The organism is Vibrio sp. 10N.222.46.A1 (assembly GCF_041473595.1).
Taxonomy (GTDB): domain Bacteria; phylum Pseudomonadota; class Gammaproteobacteria; order Enterobacterales; family Vibrionaceae; genus Vibrio; species Vibrio tasmaniensis_A.
In genome coordinates this window covers 1-9,463 of sequence record NZ_JBFRSN010000257.1, presented here as the reverse complement: position 1 = coordinate 9,463, position 9,463 = coordinate 1, and the positions used below count along the sequence as shown (strand labels likewise).

11 protein-coding genes are annotated in these 9,463 nt (G+C 45.2%); all 11 read right to left on the bottom strand.

Annotated features, from left to right (window positions below; translation table 11 throughout):
* Positions 1-597: thiamine-phosphate kinase (gene thiL / locus AB4496_RS08955; protein WP_372130828.1), on the bottom strand; the 597-nt coding region annotated here is incomplete at its 3' end.
* 115 nt (positions 598-712) lie between these two features.
* Positions 713-1,180 (bottom strand): transcription antitermination factor NusB, encoded by a 468-nt coding sequence (nusB, locus tag AB4496_RS08950; RefSeq protein WP_004734399.1) that lies wholly within the window; start codon positions 1,178-1,180, stop codon positions 713-715.
* The gene (ribE, locus tag AB4496_RS08945; protein ID WP_004734398.1) at positions 1,180-1,650 is read right to left on the bottom strand and encodes a 6,7-dimethyl-8-ribityllumazine synthase; all 471 of its coding nucleotides are present in this window, start codon (positions 1,648-1,650) and stop codon (positions 1,180-1,182) included. The genes nusB and ribE overlap by 1 nt, the downstream gene beginning before the upstream one ends.
* Before the next feature lie 280 nt (positions 1,651-1,930).
* On the bottom strand, positions 1,931-3,040 hold the full coding sequence (gene ribBA, locus AB4496_RS08940) for a bifunctional 3,4-dihydroxy-2-butanone-4-phosphate synthase/GTP cyclohydrolase II (RefSeq protein ID WP_017096788.1): 1,110 nt from the start codon (positions 3,038-3,040) through the stop codon (positions 1,931-1,933).
* Between the two features lie 108 nt (positions 3,041-3,148).
* Entirely contained in the window at positions 3,149-3,805 is a 657-nt protein-coding gene (locus AB4496_RS08935; protein ID WP_102257773.1) for a riboflavin synthase, read from the bottom strand.
* A 52-nt stretch (positions 3,806-3,857) separates the two neighbouring features.
* Positions 3,858-4,943 carry a bifunctional diaminohydroxyphosphoribosylaminopyrimidine deaminase/5-amino-6-(5-phosphoribosylamino)uracil reductase RibD gene (gene ribD, locus AB4496_RS08930; RefSeq protein WP_102257860.1) on the bottom strand — a complete coding sequence of 362 codons (1,086 nt, stop codon included), beginning with the start codon at positions 4,941-4,943 and terminating at the stop codon, positions 3,858-3,860.
* Between the two features lie 40 nt (positions 4,944-4,983).
* The gene (nrdR, locus tag AB4496_RS08925; RefSeq protein WP_004734394.1) at positions 4,984-5,433 is read right to left on the bottom strand and encodes a transcriptional regulator NrdR; all 450 of its coding nucleotides are present in this window, start codon (positions 5,431-5,433) and stop codon (positions 4,984-4,986) included.
* Positions 5,434-5,589: 156 nt separating this feature from the next.
* Positions 5,590-6,840 (bottom strand): glutamate-5-semialdehyde dehydrogenase, encoded by a 1,251-nt coding sequence (locus AB4496_RS08920; protein WP_102257772.1) that lies wholly within the window; start codon positions 6,838-6,840, stop codon positions 5,590-5,592.
* Positions 6,841-6,906: 66 nt separating this feature from the next.
* Positions 6,907-8,091, bottom strand: a complete 1,185-nt coding sequence (gene proB / locus AB4496_RS08915; RefSeq protein ID WP_170962708.1) for a glutamate 5-kinase — start codon at positions 8,089-8,091, stop codon at positions 6,907-6,909.
* Positions 8,092-8,167: 76 nt separating this feature from the next.
* Entirely contained in the window at positions 8,168-8,557 is a 390-nt protein-coding gene (gene crl, locus AB4496_RS08910) for a sigma factor-binding protein Crl (RefSeq protein ID WP_009847473.1), read from the bottom strand.
* 143 nt (positions 8,558-8,700) lie between these two features.
* On the bottom strand, positions 8,701-9,463 hold a 763-nt coding region (locus AB4496_RS08905), incomplete at its 5' end, for an alpha/beta hydrolase (RefSeq protein WP_372130826.1).

Sequence of the window (9,463 nt, the reverse complement as noted above, 5' to 3'; positions counted from 1 at the left end):
CCCCGCCAATACTCGTGGAGAGCTGATGTAGTGCCTCTCTTCTAACTCAAGTGCATAAGGCTTAGCTTTGTTCTGTTCTGGGTCTAATATCACCTCTAGCCCAGCTTTGCTGTCACCTAAGTTACCCGTTACGTAAATCCAGTCCCCCACTTTCGCGCCATCTCTGCGTAGTGCTCGGCCTTCTGGCACAAAGCCCTGTACAGTCAGCGTTAAACTCAGCGGCCCTTTGGTCGTGTCACCACCAATAAGTTGAATACCAAAATAGTCTGCAAGTTTGAAGAAGGAATCACAGAAGGGAGCAAGCCATTCTTCATCGATTTCTGGCATGGTTAACGCAAATGAAACCCAGGCAGGCGTCGCACCCATCGCCGCAAGGTCGCTAATGTTCGAAGCCAACGCCTTGTGTGCTACCCATGCCGGATTCGCCTCTGTTAAGAAGTGAGTGCCCGCAACTAAAGTATCCGTGCTAATCGCTATCTGAACATTACTTGGCGCTTTGACCAAAGCACAGTCATCGCCAGCAGCCAGATGTACGTCTTTACGTTGTGGTTGTCGATTTACAAAATATTTTTCAATCAGGTTAAATTCGCCAGACATCACATGCCCTATCTTTAGTCTTCATACAAATCACCGTAATTATTGATATTACAGAAATTTAGTTACAAAAAAGGCCAGCATAAAAGCTGACCTTTAGATTCAATATACGAACGTCTTATTTCTTACGAACGTGCGGTGCAGCTTTATCAAGCACACCGTTAACAAACTTATGGCTGTCTTCTGCTGCGAATACTTTCGCAAGCTCGATAGCTTCATTGATAACCACTTTGTATGGTACATCTTCGCGACGAGTCATCTCGTACATAGCTAAACGTAGAAGCGCTAGTTCCATCAAATCCAAATCTTGCATAGGGCGAGATACGAATGGACGAAGCTTGCTATCAAGTTCCATGTGGCTAAGAGCAACACCAGTTAGTAGGTCGCGGAAGTATGCAACGTCTGTTTCTGGCATAGCTAGAGCAGGTTCTGCGGCATGATGCTCTTCTTCATCATACTTACCACCAGATAAGAACTGTTCTTCAACGGTAGCAATATTTTCTTTAGTAATTTGCCAAGAATAAATTGCTTGTAGAGCAAATTGACGTGCGTTACGACGTGCGGCTGGTTTCACACTGGCCCCCATTAGGAATCGATTTCAGAAAGAACGTTGATCATCTCAAGTGCGCTAAGTGCGGCTTCTGCACCCTTATTACCAGCCTTGGTTCCTGCGCGTTCAATAGCTTGATCGATCGTATCAACAGTAAGAACACCAAACGCTACTGGAAGAGAAAATTCCAGAGACACTTGTGCCAAACCTTTATTACATTCACTACAAACATAGTCAAAGTGAGGTGTACCGCCACGGATTACTGTACCAAGAGATACAATCGCATCGAACTTACCTGTTTTTGCAACGCGTTGCGCTACAAGTGGAAGTTCTACTGCACCAGGGCAACGAACAACAGTGATGTTGTCTTCGCTTACTTGTCCATGACGCTTTAAAGTATCGATTGCACCAGAAAGTAAACTTTCGTTAATAAAACTGTTGAAACGAGCAATAACGATAGCAATTTTTGCATTTGGCGCTGGGAAGCCACCCTCGATCACTTTCATAAGCCTTCCTTTAACTATTTTCATCAAGTGAGAATCGCCGGATTCTAGCACAAAACTGTGAGCAATATCTAATGCTAATTTAGAAGAACAGACACCGGAGATGTAAAGATGATAACGCAGCGCTGCTGCCAACCATATTGGAGCAGCAAGTAGCCAAACTTGTGTATTCAACACGTTTTGAATCGGGCTTGGCTACTTTACTCTTTTATCGTAATTAACCTCTAAAAGAGCCACTGAAATCATCGGTAAATTATGTCGCTATAAACGGACAGACGTCATCTTACTCGCAAACGTATTCAACAACATTAAGGCCAAAACCACCCAATGCGTGGTAACGCTTAGTGCTTGAAGACAACAAACGCATATCATGAACACCTAGGTCTTGTAGAATCTGAGAACCCACACCAACACGACGAGAAGTACCTTGTTTCTTAGCCATGGTTGGTTGCTCATTCTTATCTTGAGCTTCGAACGTCTTCACTTTATGAATCAAAGAATCAGACGACTCTTCGTTGCCAAGAATAACCAGCACACCGCCTTCATCGCCAATGCGCTTCATCGCTTTATCTAGCGACCAGCTGCGCTCGGTACCACGGTCTGAATGAAGCAGATCGGTAAACGTGTCATGCAGGTGAACACGCACCAAAGGAGCACCTTCGGTTAAGCTGCCTTTTTGCATTGCATAGTGGATCTGGTTATCAATCGTGTCACGGTAAGTCACAAGCTCGAAATCACCAAACTCTGTTGGCAAATGACATTGTGCAACGCGCTCAATCGTTGTTTCTGTGTTGTTACGGTATTCGATCAAGTCAGCTATGGTGCCTAGCTTGATGTCATGCTTTTCTGCGAACACTTCAAGATCAGGGCGACGTGCCATGGTGCCATCGTCATTTAGGATCTCAACGATAACAGACGCTGGCTCACAGCCTGCTAACCGAGCTAAGTCACAACCTGCTTCAGTATGGCCTGCGCGAGTTAGAACACCACCTTCTTGAGCAGTCAGAGGGAAGATATGGCCAGGTTGAACTAAGTCAGCCGCTTTTGCGTCTTTTGCCACAGCAGCTTGAACGGTAACAGCGCGGTCTGATGCAGAAATACCGGTTGTTACGCCCTCTGCCGCTTCAATCGAAACCGTAAAGTTAGTAGTGTATTGAGCGTTGTTGTCTTGGACCATAGGCGCTAAACCCATGCGGTTTGAACGCTCTTTGGTCAGTGTTAAACAGATTAAGCCACGGCCATACATCGCCATGAAGTTAATCGCTTCTGGCGTAACATGTTCTGCTGCCATGATCAGATCGCCTTCATTTTCGCGATCTTCATCATCCATCAGGATAACCATTTTCCCTAGGCGAATGTCTTCAATAATTTCTTGAGGAGTACTAATTGGCATTGTTCTATATCCTTTGAAATGGTTCTGCTTCCTAGAACCGACACTATTTAAACCTGATGATATTGCTCGCTTTTACAAAGTGATGTTTAGTGCACTTTATACCAACGGTTAGGCAAAACCATTCTGCTGTAAGAATTCCATTGTTAATCGAGAGTCAGGCTCAGACTCTTGCTGCTGGCCTTGCAGTAAACGCTCCATATAGCGCGCTAATACATCGACTTCTAGATTCACTTTGCGACCAACATTGAATTGATCTATGGTCGTTTCTGAAGAGGTATGAGGAACGATAGTCAGCTTAAAGGCATTCTTGCGTAAATCATTCACCGTCAAGCTAATACCATCAACGGTGACTGAACCTTTTTGAGCTACGTACTTTGAGATCTCTGCTGGCATTTCTACCCAAAACTCAATTGCACGGCCAACTTGGTTGCGTTCAACAATCTCACCCACGCCATCAACGTGACCAGACACAATGTGTCCACCGAAACGCGTGGTTGGTAACATTGCTTTCTCAAGGTTAACTTTATCGCCCGCTTGGTAATCGACAAAACCCGTTTTTTTCAGGGTCTCAAGCGAAAGATCTGCACTGTAGCTGTGGTCGTTAAACTCAACCACCGTCAAACACACACCATTGGTCGCGATACTGTCGCCTAACTTAACGTCAGCCATATCAAGATTACCAACATTAACCGTTACGGTGATGTCTTCTCCGCGGGGAGTGATTGCACTCAATGTACCTACGGCTTCTACAATTCCTGTAAACATTTTAAAACTCTTTTTGTTGTCAACGACACGTATGCTGTTGGAATGACTATTTCTACTGTGGTTTCGTCGCGATAATAGGTTTCGCGACGATGCGAATATCCACACCAACCTGTCGAACATCTTTAATTTCTAGGTCAATCACATCAGACATTGAAGTGAGCCCTAATGCGCCCATCAAACCTCGTCCATCACTGCCCATTAGTTTAGGTGCTAAATAGAGGATTAGCTCATCCACTAACTGCGCTTCAATCAAGCTTTTTGCCAATGTAGCACCCGCTTCGACCCAAATATGGTCGATATGATTCGCAGGTAATTGGCGCATCAAATCGTGTAAATCGAGCTGACCTGCATCTGTGGTTTCGACTTCAATATCAGCAGAGGTTTCAGCGACTCTCAATACCGATGTTGGAGTTTGGAATAACTTGAGCTCAGGATACAGTTGATTTTGGCGATCAAGAATCACGCGAATTGGCTGACGAAGTTCATCTTCAGCGTAATGAGCTTTAATACTGCTTGGCAACTCTGCCCAGCGAACATTCAACGAGGCGTTGTCTTCAATCACCGTCTGGCTAGTTGATAACACAGCGCCTGATTTTGCTCGGTAGTTCTGAACATCACGACGCGCTTCTGGCGATGTGATCCACTGGCTTTGACCATTTTCCAATGCCGTTTGCCCATCAAGGCTAGCGGCCATCTTTAACTGAACGAATGGCATGCCCGTTTGCATACGCTTGATAAATGCAGGGTTCAAGTCGAGAGCATCTTGCTCTAATAAACCGATTTCAACCTCAATACCCGCATCGCGTAGCATTTTGATACCACGACCTGCAACTTTTGGGTTTGGGTCCTGCATGGCACAAATCACTTTGGCTACTTGAGCCTTAATCAAACCTTCAGCACAAGGTGGCGTTCGACCATAGTGCGAGCAAGGTTCTAGCGTGACATAAGCAGTCGCACCTTTTGCTTTGTCGCCCGCCATTCGCATAGCATGTACCTCAGCATGAGGCTCACCGGCTTTGGCATGAAAACCTTCGCCAACGATCTGACCGTCACTGTGTACGATGACACAGCCAACATTAGGGTTTGGTGCAGTGGTGTAAATGCCGCGTTTTGCTAACTGAATAGCACGCGACATCATTTGAAAATCTAGGGGAGTAAAGTTTGACATGATTGAGGAGTTAGTCCTCTAATTTAGCGATTTCTTCGCCAAACTCTCGGATGTCTTCAAAGCTGCGGTAAACAGAGGCAAAACGAATGTACGCCACTTTGTCCAATTCTTTCAATTGGCCCATCACAAGGTTACCAATCATTTCGCTTGGTACTTCACGCTCACCAGTTGCACGGAGTTGTGACTTAATCGTACTGATCGCAAGTTCAATCGCATCAGCACTCACTGGGCGTTTTTCTAGGGCGCGCTGTACACCACCCACCATTTTATCTTCATTAAATGGTTCGCGGTTTCCATTCGACTTTATGACTTTAGGCATCACAAGTTCTGCCGATTCGAAAGTCGTAAAACGTTCACTACATGCAAGGCATTGACGGCGACGACGAACCTGATGGCCATCGGCTACCAGTCTTGAATCGATTACTTTAGTGTCGTTCTCTGAACAAAAAGGACAATGCATATCACCTCCAAATAATTGAATATCAGTGTAACGGAATTGCCAAACGTTAGGAAAGAAAAAGGGCCAATTAAGGCCCTTTTGTGTGGTAATTCATTGATTATTGCTACTCGAGCGCCATTTCAAAAATGAGCTGAGGAGTAAAATTAACGACCAGCGTTAACCGCGAACTAAATAGTTCGCTTTACCTACCCACTTGTAGCTTGTCAGCTCTTCTAAGCCCATTGGGCCGCGAGCATGCAGCTTTTGAGTAGACACAGCAACTTCAGCGCCTAAACCAAACTGTGCGCCATCTGTAAAACGTGTTGATGCATTCACATAGACTGCAGCTGAACCGACTGAATTAATAAAGCGCTCTGAGCTCTCTAGACTGTTAGTCATAATCGCATCTGAGTGACTCGCGTTGTGTACGCGCATGTGGTCAATCGCTTCTGCAACGTCAGCAACCACTTTCACGCCTAGCGTGTAGCTTAGCCATTCTGTGTCAAAGTCGCCTTCAACCGCATCACGTTGGTCTTCAAAACCAGTAAGCAATAATTTAGCACTCGCGTCAGCAACCAAGGTTACTTTGCCTGCTAAACGCTGTGTTAGCTTAGCAAGGAAAGCCTCAGCAACCGCTTCATGCACTAGCAGCGTATCCAATGAATTACACGCTGATGGACGTTGAACTTTCGAGTTTTCAACCACATCAACAGACTTCTCAAGATCAGCGCTCTCATCAACAAAGATATGGCTGATACCGAAACCACCGATGATAACTGGAATAGTACTATTCTCTTTACACATCTTGTGCAGACCAGCACCACCACGAGGAATGATCATATCCACGTAGTCATCCAGTTTAAGCAGTTGAGAGACAAGCTCACGATCGGGTTTCTCGATATACTGAACAGAAGCCGCAGGAAGTTCCGCTTTTTCTAATGCAGACTGGATTACTTTAACCAGCTCCATGTTTGAGAAGAATGTCTCTTTGCCGCCACGTAGGATGCTTGCGTTACCAGTTTTCAGACACAGTGCTGCAATATCGATAGTTACGTTTGGACGCGCTTCGTAGATAACACCCACCACACCAAGTGGTACGCGGCGGCGAGAGAGTGACATACCGTTTTCAAGTACCTTACTGTCAATTTCGCTGCCAACTGGGTCATTCAGGCTAATCACGTTACGCACATCGTTAGCGATACCGGTTAAGCGCTCTTCGTTAAGAAGTAGACGATCAAGCAGTGCATCAGTCAGACCCGCTTCACGGCCAAGTTCGATATCTTTCGCGTTCGCTTCTAAAATCGTTGCTGCGTTGGCTTCTAGCTCATCAGCGATAATCGCCAATGCTTTATTCTTTTGCGCCGTAGATGCGGTCGCTAGGTGGAAAGCAGCGTCTTTTGCTGCGATACCCATGTTAGTTAAATCCATGTTTAACTCTCCCTAAATTCTGTCTGTCTTTGGATGCAAAAAGGCGATTCGCCTTATCATCACGAGCTATTCTTGGATTACAACCATGTCGTCACGGTGAATGACTTCTGACCCGTAATCGTATCCAAGAATATCGCCAATATCTTTACTGTGCTTGCCTGCAATTTTTGCTAGGTCTTGGCTTGAATAACTGGCGATACCACGCGCCACTACCTTGCCTTTGCTGTCTGTGACTTGGGTAACTTCACCACGAGAGAACTCGCCTTTAACTCGAACAACCCCTTTCGCCAACAAGCTGCTGCCTTTAGTGTTGACTGCGTTTACTGCGCCGTCGTCGACCACAATGTCACCAGCTGAAGCAGGGCCCGCTAGAATCCAGCGTTTACGGTTTTCAAGCGCTTCCGCTAAAGGTAAGAAACGTGTGCCTTGTGGGTTGTCACTCAGTGAGTCAAACACCACATTTTCAGCACTGCCCGCAGCAATAATTACTTCGATGCCAGCGCGACGAGCAATATCAGCCGCCTGCAGTTTTGTCGCCATGCCGCCAGTACCTAACGTAGTACCACTGCCGCCTGCGATCTTGCGCAGTGTGTCATCAATAGTTTTCACTTCTTTGATGAGCTCAGCATTTGGATCTTTACGAGGGTCAGCCGTAAACAGGCCTTTTTGGTCCGTTAATAGCAAAAGCTTATCAGCACCGCACAAAATACCCACTAAGGCCGACAAGTTATCATTGTCGCCCACTTTAATTTCGTTGGTTGCTACTGCATCGTTTTCGTTTACTACCGGAATAATATCGTGCTCAACAAGCGCATTGATCGTGTCACGTGCATTAAGAAAACGCTCCCGATCATCGAGATCAGCACGAGTCAGTAGCATCTGGCCAATCTTAAGGCCATAGATAGCAAACAAAGACTCCCAAACTTGAATCAACTGACTTTGCCCAACTGCCGCAAGCAATTGTTTGCTTGCCATAGAGTTGGGAAGTGCGGGGTAACCAAGGTGCTCCCGTCCGGCTGCAATTGCGCCAGACGAAACCATAACCACAGAGTGGCCTTGTTTTTTTAATTCAGCACATTGACGAACCAGCTCAACCATATGAGCGCGGTCTAATGCCAATGTTCCACCAGTTAAGACACTGGTACCCAGTTTAACAACGACAGTTTTACGCTGTGTTGTTGTCCCGCTTTGATGATTTGTTGTCATGAAGTCTTTTATGGATAAAACAAATAAGAGGTGATGTTTTAGCAATCAAAAGGGGAATTCACAAGCAGAAAAGGTGCGAAATCGCACCTTTTTGCTTTATATAGAAGAGTAACCTTTAAAATCAGACGAATTCGACAGACTCTTCGTCTAACTGAACGCCGATTTCAAATTTCTTTTGAAGTTCATCAACCAGCTTTTGGTGAAAGGCTTCTTGAGTTCGAGAGACCTCAGCGATCGCCTTTTTAGGTAATGGCAAAGGATCCCAGTTACCATCGATGTTGTATTTACCCGTGTTGTACTTCGCCGAAAATCCTTCTTCCGACTTATCCAACTCCAACCACCAGCCCCAAAACTCACGTTCTTCTGGCGATTTTTTATCGTTCACACACACAGACAAGCAATCAAAAATATAGTGGCCTTCTTCTGATTGCGGCTCCCTTAAGTAAGGGCCTATAGCCTTTAAAACATTTAACAAGCGATAATGCGTAGGTTGTTGTGTCACTTCTGACATATTGAATCTCCATTTCAATGTTAAGAATGACGTTAATCAGAATGTTATACGTAGAAACTACGCAATTGGATTTTATAAATTATTTCTGAGTATCAGGTACTTACTTTGTACACTTTTCATGCTTAACTAATTTAGGAGAAATGTCATCTAAATAATTCATCCTCAAGCCACTTTATCGCCAATTCGAGGGATTGCTCATAACCTTGTGTAATTGATTTAGCTTTGATTTTCTTCGCTTTACCGTAATCACTGTAAATAGCAACAAGTTGGTTATCCATTGGAGGTGATACTGGGTCGCCCTCTAACGCTAATGCCAAGATAGGCACACTGGTTTTACTGTTTGACAGCAAACCTTGCACCTTGAGTGACCACGCCATCAATTGCCCAGAAAGACTATTGATATCAACAGCCCCTTTACCAAGACGCGAAGCTAACACATCTAAATGCATTTTAGGCATCTGTTTCAATTTGTCGGCATGAACAAAGATATCGTGAATTGGCGCGCCTAAAGAGATACACGCTTTAAGCTTATGCTGCTCAAGGAAAGATAATCTCACCATCGCATTGCCACCAAAGCGGAAGCCAAACAAGCCAACCTTGTGGTGATCGACCCACGGGATATTAGGCAGTTCATTCAAGACAGCTTGGTGAAGACAAGATGAGTCTTCTGTTAACGGCCAATGTGCACTGTGCCCTATCGATGGCATGTCTACCGTTAGCATGGCAATGTTCTTTGGTGCTAAGTAATCCCTAAACAAGCGCCACATATCGGTTTGCAAGCTATCTAGACCCGCGCTGACAATCACAACCGGTTGTGGTTTGTCTGTTTTGGTTAGATGCAAGTTCGCTTTGATCTTCTTGTTTTGGTATGGAATATCAATCTGTTTGACGATCAACTTCGTATGC